Source organism: Streptomyces sp. WAC 06738 (assembly GCF_003945505.1).
GTDB lineage: Bacteria > Actinomycetota > Actinomycetes > Streptomycetales > Streptomycetaceae > Streptomyces.
Genome location: NZ_CP029618.1, coordinates 4,724,749 through 4,744,205 on the forward strand (window position 1 = coordinate 4,724,749; position 19,457 = coordinate 4,744,205).

Consider the following 19,457-nt stretch of genomic DNA (forward strand, 5'->3'; position numbering starts at 1 on the left):
ATGGGGCTCCTCCTCGGCATCGACATCGGCACCTCGTCGTCCAAGGGCGTGCTCGTCCGCGGTGACGGCACGCTCGTCGCCCAGGCCGTACGCGAACACGCCACCTCCACCCCGCGGCCGGGGTGGGTCGAGCACGATGCCGAGGAGGTGTGGTGGGCGGACTTCACGGCGCTGGCCGCGGAGCTGACCACCGCGACGGAGGAGGGGATCGACGCCGTGGGCGTCAGCGGCATCGGGCCCTGCCTGCTGCCCGTCGACGCCGCCGGCACCCCGCTGCGTCCCGCGATCCTCTACGGGGTCGACACCCGGGCCGGCGCCGAGATCGAGGCGCAGACCGCCAGGTACGGTGCGGAGGCGGTCATCGCGCAGTGCGGCTCGCCGCTGACCAGCCAGGCCGTGGGGCCGAAGCTGGAGTGGCTGCGCCGGCACGAGCCGGAGGTCTACGCCCGCACCCGCCGCTGGTACATGGCCAGTTCGCTGCTGGCGCACCGGCTCACCGGCGCGTACGTCCTGGACCACCACTCCGCGAGCCAGTGCACGCCGCTGTACGACCTGCGCGAGCGGCGCTGGGTCGCGGAGCGGTGCGAGGAGATCGCGCCGGGCCTCGACTGGCCCGAACTGGTGTGGCCCGCCGACGTCGTCGGCGAGGTCACCCCGGCCGCCGCTGCCGCCACGGGCCTGCCCGCCGGGATCCCCGTCGTCGCCGGCACCGTCGACGCCTGGGCGGAGTCCACGGCGGTCGGCGCCACCGGCGCGGGCGACCTGATGCTCATGTACGGCACGACCATGTTCCTGGTCAACGTCGTCGAGCAGCCGGTGTCCAGCCCGAAGCTGTGGGGTACGGCGGGCGCGTTCGCCGGTACGTACTGCCTGGCCGCCGGCATGGCCACCTCCGGCGCCGTCACCGGCTGGCTGCGCGACCTCACCGGCTCCGACTACGCCACCCTCGTCGCCGAGGCCGCCGCCGTCCCGCCGGGCGCAGAAGGGCTGCTGATGCTCCCGTACTTCGCGGGCGAGCGCACCCCGCTCTTCGACCCCGACGCCCGCGGCCTCGTCCACGGCCTCACCCTGCGCCACACCCGCGGCCACCTCTACCGCGCCGCGCTGGAGGCCACCGCGTACGGCGTCCGCCACAACCTCGCCGCGATGACCGGGGCCGGCGGCGCACCGGCCCGCCTCGTCGCGGTCGGCGGCGGCGCGCGCGAGCTGTGGACGCAGATCGTCTCCGACGTCACCGGCAAGGAGCAGCAGATCCCCCGCCACCTCATCGGCGCCGCGTACGGTGACGCGTTCCTGGCGGCGGTCGGCGCCGGTACGGCGGCACCGGCGGACATCGCCGCCTGGAACCCGGTCGAGTCGACCGTCACCCCGGACCCCGCCGCGGGCGCCGTCTACGAAGAGCTCTACGGGCACTACCTCGATCTCTACCCGGCGACGAAGGACGTCGCTCACGCGCTCGCCGCCCGCCAGCACGCGGACGCCTGACCCGTACGGAACGGCCGCTTCTATCACGCTTCTGTGACCGCATGGTTGCTTTCCTGCCATCGAAGACGCCACCCGGCTTCGCTAATCTCGTTGAGGCACGACGGGGGCAGGTGGCTCCCCTCCCCGAGACGACGGAGGGAACCGCACCATGAAAGCGCGTAGTGCAGGTGCATCGGCGGTGGCCGCGGCGCTGGGAGCCGTGCTGCTGCTGGCCGGCTGCGGCGGTGACGACGGGGGTCCGTCGTCCGGTGACAAGATCGAGGGCGCGAAGACGGGCAACAAGGAGCCGTCCGGTGATCCGTCCGAAAAGGAGCCCGGTGCTCCGGAGTTCGACCTCCCGGACGACGTGAAGGTCGAGATCGCCGAGGACGCCACGGGGACGAGGAGAAGGACGCGATCCTGCGGGACCACGGCTACGCGCTGATGGCCCAGCAGGAGGCGTACGCCGCGACCGAGGCGACGCCGAACTTCACGCGGTACTGGGCCGGTGAGGCCGCCGCGACGTTCGAGGCCGACTTCGCCGAGTACCGCAAGGACGGCGTCACCATCACCGGGCTGGACACCTTCTACTTCCGCGAGGTCACCTCGCTGAAGGACGGCCGCGCCGTCGTCGCGTACTGCGAGGACCAGAGCAAGGCGTATCTGAAGAACGCCGAGACGGGGAAGGTCGACAAGACCCCGACCACGCTGAACTCCTACATCGACGCGCGCGCCACGATGGAGAAGAGCGGGGACGGCTGGCAGGTCGTGGACTACCAGGCAACCAGGGGGAGCAAGGAATGTCGCGACGAAGCCTGACACCACACGGGACGCGCACCGCCACGGTCGCCGCGCTGGCCTGCGGGCTGCTGCTCGCCTCGGCCGGCGGGGCGGCGGCCGACCGCGGCACGGGGACGACGGACACGGGCGGCGGCAGCGGGAACGGCGGGGTCAACTCCACGGTGAAGTTCGAGTACCACAGTCCGGGCGGCGGCCAGCCGATGACCAGCTCGACGAGTAACTGGTCGCCGCCGGTGTGCTGGTTCGAGCCGCGGTACACCAACGACGCGCTGGCCAAGCACAACGAAGACATGGAGGACAAGGGTCCGCTGGAGGGCATCGACCACGACACCGCGGAGAACCGGAAAGAGGAGACCGACGCGCACAAGGACAAGGACGGCATGTGGTGGGAGCGCACCCCCGTCATGTCGCCGCGCTCCTGCGAGATCGGTGAGCTGTGGATCTGGGTGGACCGCGGCGACCCCGACCCGCCGGCCGACGCCATCGACCCGGAGATCCTCGCGGGCCTGGCGTACGCCGAGACCAAGCTCCCGGCGCCGCCGGTCGATCTGAAGCCGAACGCGGACCGCAACGTGGTGAACCTGCCCACGAAGATCGAGTTCAGCGAGCCGCTGGACCGCGTGTGGACGACGGCGAGCCTCGTCAACGAGCAGGCGGGCGTCAACATCGCGGCCACGACCGTCGCCGAGCCGGTCTCGCTGCGCATCGACGCGGGCACGGAGTACGCCGAGCCGTCCTCCTGCACGTACGACCTGGTGCAGGCGGACGGTGGCTACCAGGTCGACAGCGACGGCTCCGGCTGCAACATCACGTACCGCAAGTCCTCGGGCGAGGGCACGTACTCCATGGAGGCGCAGATCGTCTGGGACGTCACCTGGAGCCCGACCGCGAGCCCGGACGGGACGCCGCAGAACGACGACCTGCCGGACGGGCTGTCGGTGTCCGAGCAGGAAGTGACCGTGAAGGAGATCCAGACGGTCGTCCGCTGACCTCGCTGTTTATGCTCGTCATGGCGCCCCCGGCCGGAGAGGCCGGGGGCGCCGCGATCTTCTGCTGAACAAAGGAATGGCCTTGCGCAAGCTCGTCTACTACATCGCCGCCACCCTCGACGGCTTCATCGCGGGACCGGACGGCGCCGACCCGACGGGTCCCGGCGGCTTCTGGCCGCTGCCCGCGGACTACGTGCAGTACCTCGCCGCGCACTACCCCGAGACGCTGCCCTCCATGGCCCGCGAGGCGCTGGGCGTCACGGCGGAGGGCAGCAGCTTCGACACGGTGCTGGAGGGGCGCAAGTCGTACGAGATCGGGCTGGCGGCCGGCGTCCCCGACGCGTACCCGCACCTGCGCCACCTGGTCTTCTCCACGACCCTGGGGGAGAGCCCGGCCCCGGCGGTCGAGGTCGTCGCCGGGGATCCGGTCGCGCGGGTGGCGGAGCTGAAGCAGGAGGACGGCAAGGACATCTGGCTGATCGGCGGCGGCGCGCTGGCGGGTGCGCTGTACGGGGAGATCGACCGGCTGATCGTGAAGCTGGCGCCGGTGACGACGGGCGCGGGGATCCCGCTCTTCGGCCGCGAGGCGGCGTTCGGCCCGCGGGTGTGGACGCTGACGGCGCACGAGGCGGTGGAGAGCGGGGCGTTGTTCCTGACGTACGACCGATGAGAAACGGACCGCCGAAGCGTCCAAACGTTCGGAAGTAGTCACGACCGAACGGAGAAAGACCCATGCGGATCGTCGGCAGGGCACTGGCAGCGGCGGTGGCCGTCTGCATCGCGGCGGTGCCGCTGGGCCAGGCGCACGCGGACGCGCAGGCGCGCTCGTACGGAGGGGCGCCGGAGGGCTCGTACGAGGGGAGCATCGACGGCGCTCCGTACCGGATCGAAGTGCCGGAGGACTGGAACGGCACCCTGGTGCTCTTCAGCCACGGCTACTACGTCGCGGACTACCTCCCCGAGGGCGTGCAGCTCGCCGCGTACGCGTCGACGGAGCGCTGGCTGCTGGCGCGCGGCTACGCGCTGGCGGCGTCGGAGTACAAGGGCCGGGGGCCCGGGTACGCCGTGGAGGACGCCCTCGTCGACCAGATGGCGCTGCTCCGGCACTTCGAGAAGGAGGTCGGCAAGCCGCGCCGCACGCTGAGCGCGGGCATGTCGCAGGGCGCGGCGGTCGCGGGGCAGCTCGCGGAGCGGTACCCGGGGACGTTCGCGGGCACGGCGGGGATGTGCAGCGAGGTGGACACACCGGGGTCGTGGAACACGGCGCTGGACGTCCTGTACGTGGTGAAGACGCTGCTCGCGCCGGACGCGGACGTCGACCTCGTCCGGCCCGCGGACCCGGAGACGGCCGCCGGGGACGCCGCCGCGCTGGCCGCGGCCGTGAGCGCCGCGCGCGGCACCGGGGAAGGCCGCGCCCGGCTCGCGCTCGCCGGCGCGATCGCGAACATCCCCACCGCCATCTCGCCGTTCGAGCCGGCGCCGGCCGACGTCGCCGGGCGCCTCGACGCCCAGTCGGCGTGGATCGAGAGCGCCTACGCCCAGGGCCTCGGGCCCACGGGCCGGCTCGACCTCGAAGCCCGCGCGGGCGGCAACCCGTCCTGGAACACCGGCATCGACTACCGCGCCCAGCTCGCCCGCGCCCACCCGGAGCTGCGCGCCCTGGTCGACGAGGCGTACGGGGCCGCGCCCGCCGCCGACCTGGACGCGGACCTGGCCGCGCTGGCCGGCGGGGAGCGCATCGGCGCCGACCGGCGGGCGGTCGCGTACACGAAGCGCCACGGCCTGGTGCGCGGCAAGACCTCCACGCCGACGCTGACGCTGCACACGACGGGCGACGGCGGCGCGCTCGCCGACCAGGTGGGCACGTGGGCGGAGCAGGTCGAGTCGCACCGGGGCGCGCCGTTCCGGCAGTTGTACGTCGGGCGGGGCGGGCACTGCTCGTACACGTCGGCGGAGGAGATCGTCGCGCTGCTCGCGCTGGACCGGAAGGTGGCCACGGGCCGGTGGGGGGACCTGACGCCGGAGCGCCTGGACGCGGCGGTGGGGTCGTTCGGCCCCGAGTACCAGGAGGCGTTCGACTTCGGCACGGGCGCCGCGAGGCCGGTGGACCCGGCGTTCACGGAGTTCACCCCGCCGCGGTTCCTCCGTCCGACGCGGTAGGGACGCAGGAGCAGGGCCGGGGCAGGGAGAGGGACAGGTCAGGGCCTGGCGGCAGCGGCGTGTGTCGTGGGGGAACGCGCGCCGCTGCCTCCTTGCTCGGCAGGACTCAGCAGCTCATGGCCCAGGTGTGGGAGTCGCCGCGGTCGTTGGCGACGCCGTTGTAGCCGACCTCCTGACCCGGGGTGAGGCAGAGGGTGGCGGCGCCGCCCTGCCAGGCGTCCTCGTAGACGATCACGTGGTCCTTGACGCCGGGCCCGGAGATGCCGTGGTTGGCCCAGGACGAGTCGGTGTCGGCGATCCACGACTCCCACCAGCCGTCGTCACCGGACCAGTTGGCGCGCTGGCCGTCGAAGTTCGCGTGCTCCCAGGTGCAGAACTCGCCGCTCGGGCAGTCCGCCGCGGTGGCCACGGCCCCGGTGGCGAACGCGCCGGCGACGGCCAGGAGCGCGGCGGCCAGCAGCGCGAGGGGCTTGCGCCTCGTCTTCGTCTTCGCTTGTGTCTGCGTCTGCGTCATGAGGGTGACTTCTCCTTGTCGAGCAGGGTGGTGGCACGCTCCACGGCGTGGGCGCGCAGGCGGTCGTGCGCGGTGACGTCCGCGCGGTGGTCGGCACGGACCGCGGCGAGGCTGCGGTCCTCGTAGGCGGCGATGGCCTTGAGGTTGTTCACGACGGTGGAGGCCCGGAACCAGCGCTCCTGATCCCCGTACAACGCGCGCTGCGCCCCGGCGAGACACCCGTCGGTGTGCGCCCGTACGACGTATCCGGTGGGCAGCTCCTCCGTCAGCTCGGCCTCGCCCGCACCGAAGAGCGCGGCGGCGACCTCCCGCTGCTCCTGCTTCCCGCGGGGCGGCTGCCCCGGCCGGGGCGGGGTGAGCCCCTGCCGGACGAGACACCGGTCGGTGAGCAACTGCTGCGCGGCGCGTACGGAATCGTCGTCGCCGAGCGGCGGTGGAGCGGGTGCGGGCGGGGAGGCGCAGCCGGCCAGGGCGAGCGCGACCCCGAGAACCGCACCGGGAAGGACGAGAGGGCCGGGAAGGGAACGGGAGGGCATGGCCTGGTGTGCGCCGCGGACCGGACTCAGCCGGGCTGGCAGTCGGCGGGCCGGGAGCTGTCCACCCCGTCGATCTTGTTGCCCCAGTCCCAGTTGTCATCCAGCTCGTACGCCCGGATCTCCCGGAACACGCACCCGTGCCGCGTCCAGTCGATGGCCCACACGCTGCCGTTGAAGTCGGACCGGAACGAGTACGCGTTGTCGTGCAGGTTCCGCGGCACCTCGGCGTATCCGCCGGGCCGGTAGCACCACCCCTCGCCCATCTGTCCCGGCCGGGTCCAGAAGCAGACCTCGCCCGGCCCGGCGGCCCCCGGCGCCGCCCCGCTGGGGACGGCGGCGACGGCCAGGGTCGTGACGGCGGTGAGGACGGCGAAGAGAAAGGCGCGCAGGCGCATGGGAAAGAACCCCCGAGAGTTACGGACTGTGTCTAAACAGTAACTCTTGGTCGCCGTGCGGGGGTAGCGCGGTGTCACCCGAACGGCCCGCCTACAGGCGGACGACCACCAGGGCCGTGTCGTCGGTGAGGCCGGCGGAGGGGACGAGGTCGGCCAGCAGTGCGTCGGCGAGCCGCTCGGGATCTCCGGCGCCGTGACGGGCGATCGAATCGGCCAGGCGGGCCAGGCCGACGTCGATGTCCTCGTACCGGCGCTCGACGAGACCGTCGGTGTACAGGACGAGGACGCACCCCTCGGTGAACTCCGCCCGGGCCTCGGGCCGGGCGCTGCGCTCGGGGCGCACGCCGAGGGGCGGGTCGGTGGCCTGGTCGAGGTAGGTGACGGTGCCGTCCGGACGCCAGAGCACGGGAGGCAGGTGACCGGCGCTGCTGTACGTGAGGGAGCGGCCGGCCCAGTCGATGAAGACGGCGGCGGCGGTGGCGGTGGCCGCGGCGTCGACGGTCCGCGCGTACCGGCCGAGGACTTCCAGGGCCTGGGCGGGGCCGTCCGCGACGAGCGAGGCGGCGGAGAGCGCGCTGCGGAGCTGGCCCATGACGCCCGCCGCCCGGAGTCCGTGGCCGACCACGTCGCCGACGGCGACGACGGTGCCGTCGCCGCCGGGCCGGTCGGCGATGTCGTACCAGTCCCCGCAGACGTTCAGGGACGCGACCGCGGGCCGGTAGCGCACCGCGGCACGGTGGTGGGCGAGCGGGCTGGGCGCGGGCAGCATCGCTTCCTGGAGCCGGAGGGCGACCTCGCGTTCGCGGGCGTGGGCCAGGCGCAGGCTCTCGTTGACCTCCTGGAGTTCCCTGGCCCGGGTGTAGAGGTCGGCCTCCAGCACCTGGGTGCGGTCCGCGCCACCGCGGGCGCGGATGAGTTCGGTGACCTCCTCGACCCGGTGCAGCAGCAGGGCCACGGTCCCGTCCGGTGCGAAGACGGGCACGTTCACCGGGCTCCAGTACCGCTCCTCCCACACCCCGGGCCGGCCGGGGACCTCCACGTCGTAGCGCTGGAGGGCCATGGCGTCGCGCTGCCCGGTGGCCGCGACCCGGCGCAGGGAGGCGGTCACGTTGCGCGTGCCGCTCGCCTCGGGGTCGTCGGGGTTGTCGGGAAAGACGTCGAGGACGGAGCGGCCGATCAGCTGACTGCGGCTCCGCCCCGTCGTCGAGCAGTACGCCTCGTTGGCGTCCAGGTAGAGCAGGTCCGTGGTGAAGAGCGCCACCATCGTCGGCAGGGAGTGGAAGACGGCCTCGTAGTCGATCACGGGTCCGCTCTCCGTCCGTTGCCCGCGCCACGTAGGTCCCGGTCGCGTATTCCCTCACGGTAAGGACGGACGGCGGGATCCGCCTGCCGCGTTCGGCCGGCCGGGGGGTCGTCGGCCCGCGCGCGGTGTGCTTCGCGTGCGGTCGGGCCGGCCGGTGGGCAGGGTCGGGAGGCGGATGGGGCGCCGCCGGTCGCCGCCGCACACGCCGACCACCGACGAGGAACGACATGGCCCCGGATCCGACGGAAGCCCTGCGCGCGGAGTTCGCCGCCACCCTCGGCGACGGCGGCCCGAGCCCGTGGCGCGCGGCCTTCGCCGCCGTGCCGCGGCACGTCTTCGTCCCGGAGTTCTACGGCCAGAACGCGCGCGGCGAGTGGTACCGCGTCACGGAGTCGGACGACGCGTACCTGCCGGCCGTCTACTCGGACACCGCGCTGATGACGCAGCTCGACGCCCGCGGCGTCCCCACGTCCTCCTCCAGCGAACCGGGCCTCATGCTGACGATGCTCGACGCCCTGGACGCGGAACCGGGCGACACCGTCTTCGAGCTGGGCACCGGCACGGGCTACAACGCGGCGCTCCTGGCGCACCGACTCGGCGCGGAGAACGTGACCAGCGTCGACGTGGACCCCGACCTGGTGGGGCTGGCCGTCCGCCGGCTCCGCGAGGCCGGCACGACCCCCTTCGTCACCACCGGAGACGGAGCCCTCGGCTACCCGCCCCGCGCCCCCTACTCCCGCTTCATCGCCACCGCCGCACTCCGCTCCGTACCCCGGGCGCTGCTGGAACAGGCGGCGGACGGCGCCGTGATCGTCGCCCCGATCGGCTTCGGGCTGATCCGGGCGACGGTCACGGCTCCCGGCCACGCGGAAGGCCGCTTCCTGGAGACGCCCGCCCTCTTCATGCCCCTCCGGGCCCCCGCGGGCAGCGGCCCGGACCTGGCCGGCGCACGGGACCGGCCACCGGAGTCCACGTCGCTGCGGGTGAGTGACGTGCTGGCCGGCCGGTGGGCGTTCCCGCTCTCCCTCGCCCTGCCCGGCTACAACGCCGTCGCGTGGCGGGCGGACGACGGCGCGGTGGCCGGCATGTGCCTGTGGACGGAGGACGGTTCGACGGTCCTGGCGCAGGCGGACGGCGACGTCCGGCAGGCGGGCCCGCGGCGGCTGTGGGACACCGTGGCAGAGGTCGCGTCCCTGTTCCCGGGCGGCCGGCCGGCCCGGGAGGACTTCGGCATCACCGTCACGCCGCGCGCCCAGCGGTTCTGGTACGGGACGCCGGAGGGCCCGTCGTGGCCGCTGCCGGCGGGGTGACGCGGGCGGGCCGTCGCGCCGCGGGTCGTGCGGAGGGGCCCCGCCGATCCGGGCGGGTCCCGGCAGGGCCCGGCTGGTCCCCCGCAGGCCGGCAGGGACCGCCCGCCGCCGCGGCTACGGCGCGCTCACGCCGCCAGCTCCGGCGGCAGCGGCTCCGCGTGCAGCACCGTCAGCCCCGAGACCGCCCGCGTCAGGCAGACGTAGAGCCGCCGCAGGCCCGTCCGTACGTCCGGCTCCGCCGCGACGATCGTCGCCGGGTCGTCCAGCACGACGTAGTCGTACTCCAGGCCCTTCGCCAGCGACGCCGGCACCAGCGTCAGCCGCGCCTCGGACGACGTCTCCTCACCGGGCGACAGGAACGGCAGCCCCGCCGCCGCCAGCGCCGCCCCGAGCGCGGCCACCCGCCCGTCCGCCGCGATGAGCCCCACCGAGCCCTCCCGGGTCCGCAGCACCGACCCGCACGCCTGGGCCACCGAGCCGTCCAGCGCCGCCCGCGGCAGCGCCCGTACCGCCAGGTCACCGGCCGACTCGCGGATCGACGTCGCCTCCTTCAGCCCCGGCGCGATCGACGGCAGCAGCCGCGACGCGTACGCGATGACCTCCCGCGGCACCCGGAAGCCCTGCGTCAGCTCCTCCACCACCGCGTCCGGCTTCCCCAGGTGCGCGAGGGCGACCGCCCAGCTCTCCGTCGCCCACGGCGTCGTCCCCTGCGCGATGTCCCCCAGCACCGTCGCCGACCCGGTCGAACACCGCCGCCCCACCGCCCGGTACTGCATCGGCGACAGGTCCTGCGCCTCGTCCAGCACCACGTGCCCCAGCGACGGCGTCCGCTCCACGATGTCCCGCGCCTCGTCGATCAGCACCGCGTCCGCCGCCGACCACCGCGCGGAGCGCACCCCCCGCGGCGCCTTCTCCCACAGCAGCAGCCGCTGCTCGTCCGCGTCGAGGATCCCCTCCGCGTGCGCGGCGAGGAAGCCGGCGTCCGACAGCAGCCGCAGCACCAGCTTCACCGGGTCCACCGCCGGCCAGATCGCCTTCACCGCCGCCTTGACCGCCGGGTTCCGCGCCACCGCGTCCTGCACCCGGTCGTCCGGCGCCTCCCCGGCCCGCTCCATCCGTACGAGCACGGCGTGCGCGATCCGCTGCGGCAGCGCCTCCCGCGCCGAGTTGTAGCGGATGTCCCGCGCGAGCAGCTCGCGTACCAGCTCCTCCACCTCGTAGGCGGGCACCCGCCACCGCCGTGACCCGCGCACCACCACGACCGGCTCCGTCGGCATCGTCACCCCGGCACGTACCGCCCGCCGCAGCACCTCGGCCATCCGCGCGTCGCCCTTGAGCCGCGCCACCGGCGCCGGATCGGACCCCCGCACCTCCACGTGCGCCACCAGCTCCGCCACGGTCGCCTGCTTCACGTCCAGCTCGCCCAGCGTCGGCAGCACCTGCTCGATGTATCGCAGGAAGGAGTCGTTCGGCCCGATCACCAGCGTCCCCGTGCGCGCCAGCCGCTCCCGGTGCGCATACAGCAGATACGCCACCCGGTGCAGCCCCACCGCCGTCTTCCCCGTCCCCGGCGCCCCCTGCACGCACACCGTCCCGCCGATCTCCGCCCGCACGATCTCGTCCTGCTCCGGCTGGATCGTCGCCACGATGTCCCGCATCGGCCCGACGCGCGGCCGCTCGATCTCCCGCTGGAGGAGAGCGCTCGACTTGGCCGCCTCGTGGGGGTCGGTCAGGTGCTCGTCCTCGTACGCCGTGATCTCCCCGCGGTCGTACCCGAACCGGCGGCGGAGGGACACGTCCATGGGGTCCTGCTTCGACGCCCGGTAGAAGGGCTGGGAGACCGGCGCCCGCCAGTCGATCACCATCGGGTCCCCGTCGGCGTCGTGCACGTGCCGCCGCCCGATGTAGAAGTGCTCCCCGGGGCCCTCTTCCCGCGCGTAGTCGAGCCGCCCGAAGAAGAGCGGGGTGTCGGCGAGGTCGGCGAGGGCCTTGATCCGCAGGTCGATCTCCGACTGGAGGACTTCGCCGCTCACCCAGCTCGCGGTGACGTCCGTGAGGTCGAGCGCCTCGGCGTCGGCGCGCATGGCGCGCAGTGCGGTACGGGACGCGGCGAGGTGGGCCCGCTCGCGGACGAGGGTGGCGGGGGGAGCGGGGCTGGGGGTGGTGCCGGTCGTAGAGGTGGGGTCGGACATGGTGGAACAAGCCTCCGGCGGCTGGCGGTACGGTCACGGGCGTGGCGTAGGCCGCCGGTTTCCGACCGGCAGGCGGCACTCCCGGCGCGCGAAATCAGCCGGTGAGGCGGGGGCAGACGCGCGAGCATACGGGCGGGGAGGCGGGCCGGTCCAACGAATTTCTCCGCGGGGGCGAATGGCCGGTACTGCGCTGGCGTCCGGCCGTGTGCGGCAGTTGTCTGTACGCCGACAAGTGTTCCGCTTGGCTACGGACCAGAAGGAGCCCGCCCCATGCGAAGAACCCGCTTATCCGCCACCCTGGCCACCCTCGCCCTGACCGCCGCCCTCGCCGGCACGGCCACGGCGACCGCCGCGCCGCCCGGGGCCGACGCCCCGGCGGCGCCTTCGTGCGTCAAGGGGTACGTCTGCGTCCAGCCGCTCAACGGCTTCACCATCCTCGTGCCGGAGGGCAGCGGCCAGGACTTCGACCCGCCCTTGGCCATCGCGTCGGTGGTCAACGAGACGAGCACCGCGTACTGCCTGACCGGCACGTACAACACGGGCATCGCCCCCGGCGGCGTCCTGGAGCCGACGACGGCGTACACCCTGCGCGGGCTGACCCCGGCGCCCGGGCGCGTCTGCGCGACGACGGAGGGCTGAGGGCTAGCGGCCGGGGAACTCCTCGCGCTTGACGGCGGCGACGAAGGCGTCCCATGCGGCGGGGGTGAAGGCCAGGTGGGGGCCGTGGGGGTCTTTCGAATCGCGCACGGGGACGGTGGTGGGGGTGGTGGCCACCTCCACACAGTTGCCGCCGTTCGCGTCGCTATAGCTGCTCTTGCGCCAGTCTGCGGCCACCTCGATGCAGTCGCCGCCGTTGTCGCCGCTGTAGCTGCTCTTACGCCACGTCATGGTCATGCTGTCGGTATCCCTCCATGAACTCACCGATCAGAGCGGCGGATTCGCGAGCCGACAGAGCGTCAGCCCTGAGCAAATCATAGGTGCGCAAGTGTCGTTCGTAGACCGCCGGATCCTCGCCGAAGTGCCCGCGGTCGAGAGACTCGGAGTAGACGCACCTGTGGTCGTCGGGCAGGGTGATCAGCGACATTGAGGTGTTGGGGCGGACGAGTTCGGGGCGGTCGGCGGGCGCCACTTGGACCTGGATGTTGGTCCGCTGGCCGGCGGCGAGCAGGTGCGCGCACTGCTCGCGCATGACCTCCGGCCCACCGATGACATTGCGGAGGCAACTTTCGTCGAGCACGACGACGTACATCGGCCCCTCGGGCGAGAGAAACCGCTGTTGGCGGCTGAGCCTGGCTCGTACTCGCTCCGCGGCCTTCTCCTCGTCGGGTGTGACCCGAGCGAACAAGGCGCGCGCGTACGGCTCGCTTTGCAGCAGGCCCGGCATGACCCGTTCCTGGTACGCCCGCAACGCCACGCACTCCGCGTCCATCTGCGCTCGTCGTTCGAACCAATCCGGATGCGCTACATCCGGGTACCAGTCCACCTTCAGCCACAGCCGCGCTAACAGTCCGTTACCCCCCAGCACTTCGTCGCACTTCTCCGCGAACGTGTCCGGCGGGACGCTCGTCCCCGTCTCCACCCTCGCGACGTACGACCGGTCGCAGGGGATGGGCTTCGCCAGCTCCGCCTGCGTCATGCCCGCTGCCTCGCGCAAGTGCTTCAGGACGTCGCCGAACATCGCGGCCGTCGTACCTGTCGCGCGGTGGGTGGCGTTGCGTGGGGTCATGTCTGCCTCCCAGTTCAAGTCACGTCTGTCACGCGCCGGGCCTTGCTCTCGGCCGCTCCGCTCCGAAAGCCTTTCACCACGCAGCGTAACCGAGCGCTACGACAATACAGCGGTAAATCCCAAAGTGTCACTGTAATTCTGGAGTTGAGGTGGATGGCCGAGCATGGAGTGTGCGGTTCGGAGGGGATGTCGCGCGAGTGGTCGATGGGGTACGTGATGGGCTACCGGTCCGTGCCGCTGGTGCGGGTGCACGTGCGGCGGCAGTTGGCGCTGTGGGGGTGGGGCGGGGACGCGCAGGACGCGGCGCTCGTGGTGTCGGAGTTGGTGACGAACGCGATCCAGTACGGGCGGAAGATCGGGCGCCGGGTGTGGGTGCGGTTGGCCGTGCGGGAGGACGGTTCACTGGTGATCGACGTATCGGACCCGCAGACGACGCAGCCGCCGCGGATGCCGGACGCGTCGCCGCCGGGGCCGGAGGACGAGCGGGGGAGGGGGCTGTTCCTGGCCCGGGGGCTGGGGGCGGAGCTGTCGTGGTTCCCGCGCGAGTTCGCCGGCAAGACCGTACGGGCGACGCTGGAGCCGGCGCGGGTGCCGGGGGTGCCGCGGGACGAGGAAGTCGGGGGAACCCTGAGACTTCCGTAGGGGTCCGGCTGGCCCCTGGGTCGTAGATCCGGGGCGGTGGGGTTCCGCCCGCGGGCCGAGGTTTTCGCAGGTGGCCCGCGGCACGCTGGAAACATGAGCAGCGCTTCCATCGCCCCGCCGCGCGGGGCAGCAGACAGCAGGCGGGCCACCGACGCCCCGCAGCCCGACAGCCCGCACATCGCGACGGTGGCCGCGCGTGCGACGAGGCACCACCTGCACACTGCGTGGCGGGCGGTCACGGCCTTCGGCGGTGCGGTGGTGTCGGTGGTCGTCCTGGGGGAGTACGCGGACCGCTGAGGCTCCGATGCCCATCGTCCCCTCACACCCGCCCAAGGGTATGCGCCCGGACTGACAGCGCGGGGGGCAGCAGGGCGCTGAGCTGGTACGTCGTGTTTGTGCGGGCCGGGTGCGGGGGTACGGCGCCGGGGTGGCGGTGCTTCGTTGGGGGTGCCGGTGTACGGGGGTGCCGGCGAGGGGAGTGGCCGTGTCGTAAAGGCTCCCCCCGGGCCACCCCGCTTGTGAGTGTGCGGGCCTCCGCCCGGTGTCAAGGGCGTCCCCTCCGCTTCGCTGCGGGAACGTCGCTGCGCGATGGGGCTTCGCCCCACCCTTGACACCGGACTCCGGCCCGTAAAAGACCGGCAGCTACGGGTGGCCCGGAGGGAGCGGGCGCCCTCCGACTGGGACTACGGATGCGGAGCCCCGCGGACGGGGGCGGGCATCGGTGCCGGGTCGGGCCCGCTCGCCGATCCCCCGGCGGACGGAGGGGCGGGCTGCCGGCCGCCGGGTCTTCCCCGATCGCCGACGCCCCGGCGGACGGGGGGCGGAGGCGGGGCGGTGCTGATCGCAGATGTTCCCGGCGGACGGGGGCCGGGACGCGGGGAGTTGGCCCCCCCCATCGCGGGTGGGCCCGGCACCGGGCGGGGAGAAGTCGGGCCCGGTTCGTGGATGCCCCTTCCGGCGGGGAGGAATCTCGCCGTAACTCGCGGTAACCCCCGGCAATCCGGCCCGATTCGCGCCCCGAGGGCCGACTTTCGCCCCGCCGGGCTCGCTTGTCCGCCCCGGGGCCGTGCCGGGCCGGCGGAATGCGCGCCACTGGGACGAATTCGGGGTCCAAATCGCCCATGCGGCGTGACTTTCGCCCGTCTACGTGCACCTGGCCGCTCGGCGGCCCTCACGCGGTGGGATCCACGTTCCATTCCGCGGGCAGATCCGTGCCGCAGAAGACGCAGACGAAGTCGTCCTCACGCACGATGGTGCGCTCCTGGCAGCCGGGGCACCGCCGGAAGACGACCTCGTGGGTGAAGCCGGAAGGCCGCCGGAGCCCCGCGGCGTCCAGAGCGCGGGCGACCTCCGCCCAGGAGCCGACGTCCGGGCAGTACCCGGTGGACTGGTTGCTGACCTCGCTCACCGCCCACCCGTCCGCCTCGCGCACAAAGCTGATCTCGCCCGCGCTCAGGACCATGTCCCCACCGGCACAGGCCACGTGCTCGCTCCGCCGCGGCGCCAGCCGGAGCACACCGTCCATACCGACCACGAACGTGAAAGGCTCGGCCGGCTCCGCCGTCGGCTGCTCCGTGATCCAGCCGTCGAAGTCGGCCGCCGAGCCGATACGGCGCCCGCCGTCACCGGGCAGGACCGCGGCCTTCAACTCCACCGGTCCGACGTATCGGTAACCCCGCCCCGTCACGTCAGCCACGCTAAACGAGCACCCGCGGGGCTGTCGCGTGCGGGGCGCATCGGCTGCCGGTGCCGCCCGAGAGGCGTGGCCGCCCTGCGGAACGCCCCCAGCCGTTCCGGGATCACGGTCCGCCGGGACCGCCGACGAGGCCCGGAGGCTGCCTCGCCTCCGGGCCCCTGCTGCCGCGGGTCGCGTCGTGGTGATCGGAGGAGTATCACCCCCGCCGCGTCCCGCCGTCCGGTCCTACCCCTCGGCCGCCGCCGTGCTCCGCTCCCTCACCTCCTCCACGAACCTGCCCCTCTCGTTGCTCCTCGGGAACGGCTCGTCCGGCACCGGCACGCCCAGGAACGCGCAGAGCGGCTCCCAGCCCTCGCTCACCCGGAACACCAGCAGCCGGTCCGCGGGTATCTCCTCCCGTACCGCCGCCTCGTGCTCCGCGAAGACCTTCAGCGCGTGCTCCTTCTCCGTGAAGCGGCCGTCGAACACGCCGTCCCAGATGACTTCGAGCGACATGTCCCGCAGGCGCAGGAACGACTCGCCCACGTCCGGCGGGGGCGGGGCCACCGCCGTGGCGTAGATGCTGCTCGCCGCGCTCGCGTACCAGCTCTCCGGGTCCCGTACCGTCAGCACCACCTTCGCCTCGGGGAACGCCCCCGCTATCTCCCGCCAGAAGCGGGCGCCCGGCCAGTCCACCGTCGAGCCGTACGTCGCGTACACCCGGCGCCAGTCCACGGGCTCGCCGCGCGACGCCGCCTCCCACACCGGGATCTGCTCCGGGTCCTCGAAGAGGCCCAGCATGTGGTGGCACGGGCCGAAGCCCAGCCGTTCCAGCGCCGTCTTGAGCGACAGCGTTCCCGTACGGCCGACTCCCGCGCCGATGACTTCCAGCATCACCTTCTCCTTCCGGTCTCCGCTTGTCCGTGTCCTACGTGCCGCGCAGCAGCAGCGCCCAGACCGTCGCTCCCGGGCCGCACGCCAGCACCACCCCGTGCTCACCCGCCGCCAGCGGCCGCGTCGTCTGCAGCCGGCGCAGCACCGCCAGCACCGCCGGGGCCGCGGTGTTGCCGTACTCCCGCATCACCTCCCGCGCCGTGGCCATCGACCGCTCCGGCAGGCCCAGCGCCTCGTCGACCCGGTCGAGGATGCGGCGGCCGCCCGGGTGGACGGCCCACCACGCGACGTCGGACCAGCGCACCCCGTGCCGGGCGAGCAGCGCCCGCGCCGGTATCGCGACGGAGCCCGCGACGACGTCCGGCATGGAGGGCTTGAGCCTGATGCGCAGCCCGTTGTCGCCCATGTGGACCTGGAGGTCGTCCGCGTGGGCCGGCGCGGTGAGCTGCTCGGCGTCGACGACCTCGACGCCGCCCGGCTCGTCCGCGTCCCGCGGCAGCAGCACCACCGCCGCGGCGCCGTCGCCGAAGAGCGTGAGGACGACGGCCTGTTCCTTGTCGTACGGGGGCGGCTGCACGTGCGGCGAGAAGAGGTCGACCGCGAGCAGCACCGCCGGGCGCCGCTTGACCGCGACCCAGTGCGCGCACGCGGACACCGCGGGCACCGCGGCGTAGCAGCCCATCGGGCCGAGGGACAGCGTCTCTACGCCGGGGCGCAGCCCGAGTTCCGCGGCGAGGGCGTCGAGGCCGGGGGCGGAGTGGGTGGTGGTGGTGACGGTGGCGAACAGCCCCACGTCCCCGGGGCCGAGACCGGCCTCGGCGAGCGCCGCGGTGACGGTGGTGCGGCCGAGGCGGCGGGCCTCGGCGAGGCTGCGGTCCATCCGCCGGCGCGTGGTCCAGCGGCGGGGGTCTTCCAGCAGGGCGTTCACGGCCATGCCCTTGGTGGTGATCGCCGAGTTCCGGATGACCTGGGCGACCGTGTCGCCTCCGGGGTCCGCGGCGACGAGGTTGGCGAACTCTTCCATCTTGACCAGCGGTGGGGTCCGGAACGTGACAGCCACGATCCGCGCTTCGGACATCGTGTTCTTCTCCTGACTCCGTGAGGCGTCGGCGGCCTTGTTGTCTGTCAGCGGTGGCGGGATGCGGCGGGCTCCACGGCCTCGACCGGCGAGGACCCGATGACGCGGCCGCGCGCGTCGAGGGCCTGGACCTTCACGTAGTCGATGCCCCGGGCCTCGGGCGGCAGCGGCACCTCGGTGTCGAGCCCCTGCCATCCGGCGCGCGCCACGGGGCGCAGCCTTGATGCCGTCTCGCCGCCGAGCACGCGCCAGTCCCTCACCTCCGTCGCGCCGTTCCACACGGCTTCGACGGCGGTGACCGCGTCGTTCACCCCGACCTCGGGGGCGGTGCCGGGCGTGCTCTTCCAGGGGGCGCGATAGCCCCGGTAACTGCTGATGTCCTCCGGCAGCGCGCTGTCGAAGACGAGCCGGCCCGAGGGCGAGAACTCGGAGATGCGGCCGGAGGGCGAGCCCCAGCTCACGAAGGTGTTGCCGTTGGGCAGCGCCTGGCTGTTGCCCTCCAGTCCCGTCGTCAGCCGGTCCGGGTGGACCTGCTGGCGTACGAGCTCCGCGGTCATGCGCCGCTCGTCGATGCGCAGCCACGCGACCCGCGACTCGTAGCCGGGGCTGCCCATGTTCTGGTTGTCGAAGACGCGGTACGTGTTCTCGCCGGCCGGCTCGATGTTGTGCTGGCCGATGGTGCGGGCGCCGGCGCCGAGGCGGAAGTCGCTGCGCTTGCCGCCGAGCCGCCAGACGATCTCGCCGGTCTCGCGGTCGACCTTGTAGACGGTGCTGGTCTCGCGGCCGGAGAAGAGGAGGTCGCCGTCGCGGTCGAGGCTGACGGCGTTGAGGTGCAGGTACGGGAAGGGGCCGGGCATGCCGGGGTCGAAGCGGCGGTCGGAGTCGGTGATCGGGATGTGGTCGAGGCTGTGCCAGTCCATGACCTTCTCGCCGGTGGCGATGTCGATCTCCTGCACGACGTAGTCGAGGACCTGACCGTCTTTCGGTCCGCCGACGGGGGTGAGGTCGTACGGCTCGTCGCGGTAGCTGAGGATCAGGGCCGTGCCGTCGGGGGTGAGGCGGAACTCGTGGAAGTCGGTGCGCTCGCCGGGGTCGGGGGTCTTGACGGTGGCGATGACGTCGTAGTTCTCGTCGGCGATGTAGCCGGTGCCCGAGCCCGTGCCTGTGGGGGAGCTTTCGCCTTCCCACCAGGTGAGCACCTTCTCGCCGCGGTACTCCTGGACCTGGAAGTCGGCGGCGACGAAGCCCGTGGGAATCCGGTGGTACCAGACCGGGCGGCCGCGGTCGTCGACGATCTGGGGGCCGCGGGGCGTCTCGTGGCGGCCCTGGGGGGTGAGGAAGAGGAGGCCGGGGGCCATGCCCCGGCCGCGCTTGAGCACGTCGAGCCCGGGCGGGGCCTCGCCGTCGACGGCGGCGGCCTGGTCGGCGGCGGAGCCGGGGGCGGGGGCGGAGCCGGGGGCGGCCTGCTCCGCGGCGGCGGTGCCGGTGGCCGGGGCCGCCGCGGTGAGGGCGGCGACCGTGGCGCCGCAGAGCATGAACGTGGCGTACGTACGCGGTAAACGGGTCATCCGTAGGTCTCCCGTCGGGGTGGAGGGTCCGGAGCGCTGAGCGGCCGTCGTACGGCAGAGTGGCGGCGCCGCGTGGCTGCTTGATCAGCGATCTTGCTCAAACGTTGTAACAAGCGCGCGGTTACAGCGTGGTGACGCCGCAAAGGCTTGCTGACCAGGGCCGTTGAGCAGTTGGACGCCGTTGCCGCAGGGGGCGTACGGGCGATCTTG

The 19,457-nt window shown here is 73.3% G+C and carries 21 protein-coding genes; 10 read left to right on the top strand and 11 right to left on the bottom strand.

Annotated features, from left to right (window positions below):
- The 6 genes from DMB38_RS20815 (at position 1) to DMB38_RS20835 (ending at position 5,414) form a co-directional block, all read left to right on the top strand.
- On the top strand, positions 1-1,485 hold the full coding sequence (locus DMB38_RS20815) for an FGGY-family carbohydrate kinase (protein ID WP_125936468.1): 1,485 nt from the start codon (positions 1-3) through the stop codon (positions 1,483-1,485).
- A 148-nt stretch (positions 1,486-1,633) separates the two neighbouring features.
- The gene (locus DMB38_RS36995; RefSeq protein ID WP_240662390.1) at positions 1,634-1,909 is read left to right on the top strand and encodes a hypothetical protein; all 276 of its coding nucleotides are present in this window, start codon (positions 1,634-1,636) and stop codon (positions 1,907-1,909) included.
- Entirely contained in the window at positions 1,909-2,283 is a 375-nt protein-coding gene (locus DMB38_RS37000; RefSeq protein ID WP_240662391.1) for a hypothetical protein, read from the top strand. The genes DMB38_RS36995 and DMB38_RS37000 overlap by 1 nt, the downstream gene beginning before the upstream one ends.
- Entirely contained in the window at positions 2,265-3,254 is a 990-nt protein-coding gene (locus DMB38_RS20825) for a hypothetical protein (RefSeq protein WP_125936469.1), read from the top strand. Before DMB38_RS37000 ends, DMB38_RS20825 begins: the two co-directional genes overlap by 19 nt.
- An 82-nt stretch (positions 3,255-3,336) precedes the next feature.
- Positions 3,337-3,924, top strand: a complete 588-nt coding sequence (locus DMB38_RS20830; RefSeq protein ID WP_125936470.1) for a dihydrofolate reductase family protein — start codon at positions 3,337-3,339, stop codon at positions 3,922-3,924.
- 62 nt (positions 3,925-3,986) lie between these two features.
- On the top strand, positions 3,987-5,414 hold the full coding sequence (locus DMB38_RS20835; protein ID WP_125936471.1) for a DUF6351 family protein: 1,428 nt from the start codon (positions 3,987-3,989) through the stop codon (positions 5,412-5,414).
- Positions 5,415-5,520: 106 nt separating this feature from the next.
- Here the strand turns inward: DMB38_RS20835 and DMB38_RS20840 are convergent, their stop codons facing one another.
- The 4 genes from DMB38_RS20840 to DMB38_RS20855 all read right to left on the bottom strand — a co-directional run bounded on the left by DMB38_RS20840 (position 5,521) and on the right by DMB38_RS20855 (position 8,162).
- A complete protein-coding gene (locus tag DMB38_RS20840; RefSeq protein WP_125936472.1) occupies positions 5,521-5,928 on the bottom strand; it encodes a peptidase inhibitor family I36 protein in 408 nt (135 codons plus the stop codon).
- Positions 5,925-6,464: a hypothetical protein gene (locus DMB38_RS20845; RefSeq protein WP_164716065.1), complete on the bottom strand. Its 540-nt coding sequence runs from the start codon at positions 6,462-6,464 to the stop codon at positions 5,925-5,927. Before DMB38_RS20845 ends, DMB38_RS20840 begins: the two co-directional genes overlap by 4 nt.
- 26 nt (positions 6,465-6,490) lie before the next feature.
- Positions 6,491-6,859 (bottom strand): hypothetical protein, encoded by a 369-nt coding sequence (locus DMB38_RS20850; RefSeq protein ID WP_125936473.1) that lies wholly within the window; start codon positions 6,857-6,859, stop codon positions 6,491-6,493.
- A gap of 91 nt (positions 6,860-6,950) precedes the next feature.
- Positions 6,951-8,162 (bottom strand): SpoIIE family protein phosphatase, encoded by a 1,212-nt coding sequence (locus DMB38_RS20855; RefSeq protein WP_276314963.1) that lies wholly within the window; start codon positions 8,160-8,162, stop codon positions 6,951-6,953.
- Between the two features lie 227 nt (positions 8,163-8,389).
- Between DMB38_RS20855 and DMB38_RS20860 the strand changes: the two genes are divergently transcribed.
- A complete protein-coding gene (locus DMB38_RS20860; RefSeq protein WP_125936474.1) occupies positions 8,390-9,472 on the top strand; it encodes a methyltransferase domain-containing protein in 1,083 nt (360 codons plus the stop codon).
- Between the two features lie 125 nt (positions 9,473-9,597).
- Here DMB38_RS20860 and DMB38_RS20865 read toward each other — a convergent pair whose 3' ends face one another.
- Positions 9,598-11,664: an AAA family ATPase gene (locus tag DMB38_RS20865; RefSeq protein ID WP_125936475.1), complete on the bottom strand. Its 2,067-nt coding sequence runs from the start codon at positions 11,662-11,664 to the stop codon at positions 9,598-9,600.
- Positions 11,665-11,934: 270 nt separating this feature from the next.
- On the opposite strand from DMB38_RS20865, the gene DMB38_RS20870 reads away from it, so the two are divergent.
- Positions 11,935-12,303 (top strand): hypothetical protein, encoded by a 369-nt coding sequence (locus DMB38_RS20870; RefSeq protein ID WP_125936476.1) that lies wholly within the window; start codon positions 11,935-11,937, stop codon positions 12,301-12,303.
- A 3-nt stretch (positions 12,304-12,306) separates the two neighbouring features.
- Here the strand turns inward: DMB38_RS20870 and DMB38_RS20875 are convergent, their stop codons facing one another.
- Both DMB38_RS20875 and DMB38_RS20880 read right to left on the bottom strand, forming a co-directional pair.
- Entirely contained in the window at positions 12,307-12,558 is a 252-nt protein-coding gene (locus DMB38_RS20875; RefSeq protein WP_206337719.1) for a DUF397 domain-containing protein, read from the bottom strand.
- Positions 12,539-13,390, bottom strand: coding sequence for a helix-turn-helix transcriptional regulator (locus DMB38_RS20880; RefSeq protein WP_240662392.1), 852 nt, complete (start codon positions 13,388-13,390; stop codon positions 12,539-12,541). The genes DMB38_RS20875 and DMB38_RS20880 overlap by 20 nt, the downstream gene beginning before the upstream one ends.
- Positions 13,391-13,543: 153 nt before the next feature.
- Between DMB38_RS20880 and DMB38_RS20885 the strand changes: the two genes are divergently transcribed.
- Positions 13,544-14,032, top strand: a complete 489-nt coding sequence (locus tag DMB38_RS20885; RefSeq protein WP_240662393.1) for an ATP-binding protein — start codon at positions 13,544-13,546, stop codon at positions 14,030-14,032.
- Between the two features lie 93 nt (positions 14,033-14,125).
- Positions 14,126-14,329 (top strand): hypothetical protein, encoded by a 204-nt coding sequence (locus DMB38_RS20890; protein WP_125936477.1) that lies wholly within the window; start codon positions 14,126-14,128, stop codon positions 14,327-14,329.
- Positions 14,330-15,203: 874 nt separating this feature from the next.
- Here DMB38_RS20890 and DMB38_RS20895 read toward each other — a convergent pair.
- The 4 genes from DMB38_RS20895 to DMB38_RS20910 form a co-directional block, all read right to left on the bottom strand.
- Positions 15,204-15,728 carry a hypothetical protein gene (locus tag DMB38_RS20895; protein WP_125936478.1) on the bottom strand — a complete coding sequence of 175 codons (525 nt, stop codon included), beginning with the start codon at positions 15,726-15,728 and terminating at the stop codon, positions 15,204-15,206.
- A 225-nt stretch (positions 15,729-15,953) separates the two neighbouring features.
- Positions 15,954-16,601 (bottom strand): sulfotransferase family protein, encoded by a 648-nt coding sequence (locus DMB38_RS20900; protein WP_125936479.1) that lies wholly within the window; start codon positions 16,599-16,601, stop codon positions 15,954-15,956.
- 34 nt (positions 16,602-16,635) lie between these two features.
- Positions 16,636-17,679, bottom strand: coding sequence for a 3-oxoacyl-[acyl-carrier-protein] synthase III C-terminal domain-containing protein (locus DMB38_RS20905; RefSeq protein ID WP_125936480.1), 1,044 nt, complete (start codon positions 17,677-17,679; stop codon positions 16,636-16,638).
- A gap of 47 nt (positions 17,680-17,726) precedes the next feature.
- Positions 17,727-19,247, bottom strand: coding sequence for an arylsulfotransferase family protein (locus DMB38_RS20910; RefSeq protein ID WP_240662394.1), 1,521 nt, complete (start codon positions 19,245-19,247; stop codon positions 17,727-17,729).
- Positions 19,248-19,457: the final 210 nt, after the last annotated feature.